Here is a 1,005-nt window from a genome sequence, read left to right on the forward strand (position 1 = left end):
GACAAACTCGCCGAGCTTTGAGTTTCACAAAGCTTTGCTAATTGCAGTTTAAATACTCTGTTATACCTGGACATAAAAAGACCCCCGATAATTGGATTGTTATGTCCAACTATTGGGGGTCAGTTCAAAACCGAGGCTTTGCTGAGACTGATGCACAATACTAGGCAACGTACCCGTTGAAAGTTACATCGTCAAAGTAGTAAGTCTCACCAGTTTGTGGTTCTAAATAATCAAAGAACACACTTGCCTTGTCATAGTTAATACTGTGATCGAGGTTTTGGGCGTTAGAAAAATCCCACTCAAGTGTTTCCCATGCTACTGCCCCATTATTTGATTCTGTAGTTGCCTCAAGTAATACAAACTTAGTTGCATCAGTACTATCTTCTAGTTTCAAAGCAACTTTTACAGCATCTTGCGGGCTAAAAACTTTCATTGACACTAGCTCAGAGCCATCCGAGATTAACTCTCCGCTTCCGTTTAGATTGACGAAAGTTGCGCCTCCCCATGGCTGAGAAGTCGTTCCCTTTGTTACAGCGCCGGCATCACTGCTTAAAGCGGCAGAGCTTGAAGCGCTGACAACTTCGCCTGTGGCACCCTCGAACGCTGTAATAAAACCAACGCTATCATTAGACTCAAATGTGATATTTAAAGGCGGCGTACCCACTGTTGGTGTGTTGTTGCTGAAGTACAAGTTATCCATGTAGAACGTTGACAGGCCGTCAGTGCTACCGATGACAGCGTCTTGCGAGTCGAACTTCATCTGGAAGACGTTTGCGAGATCGACGCCAGAGAATGCATCGAGGTCTATATCGAAACTGTTCCAGCTACCCGCTGTTACGTCCAAGATAATACCGTTCTCGGAAACGGTACCATTATTGGATACGAGGAAGAACTTAACTTTGCCTGCCTCAGCTGACCATAGGTCGAGGTGAATGCTGGCCTTGGCCGATACATCGGTTGTATTGAGTTCGATTCCTTGATAGTTGAGGTTTGTGAACTTCAGCA

General features: G+C 45.0%; 1 protein-coding gene. It reads right to left on the reverse strand.

Features of this window, described 5'->3' with window-relative positions; genetic code table 11:
- Positions 1–160: 160 nt before the first annotated feature.
- Positions 161–1,005, reverse strand: an 845-nt coding sequence (locus XMA152_RS12405) for a hypothetical protein (protein ID WP_217364043.1), incomplete at its 5' end; no start/stop codon positions are given.

This window comes from Marinobacterium sp. xm-a-152, from assembly GCF_013282965.1.
Classification (GTDB): Bacteria; Pseudomonadota; Gammaproteobacteria; order Pseudomonadales; family Balneatricaceae; genus Marinobacterium_E.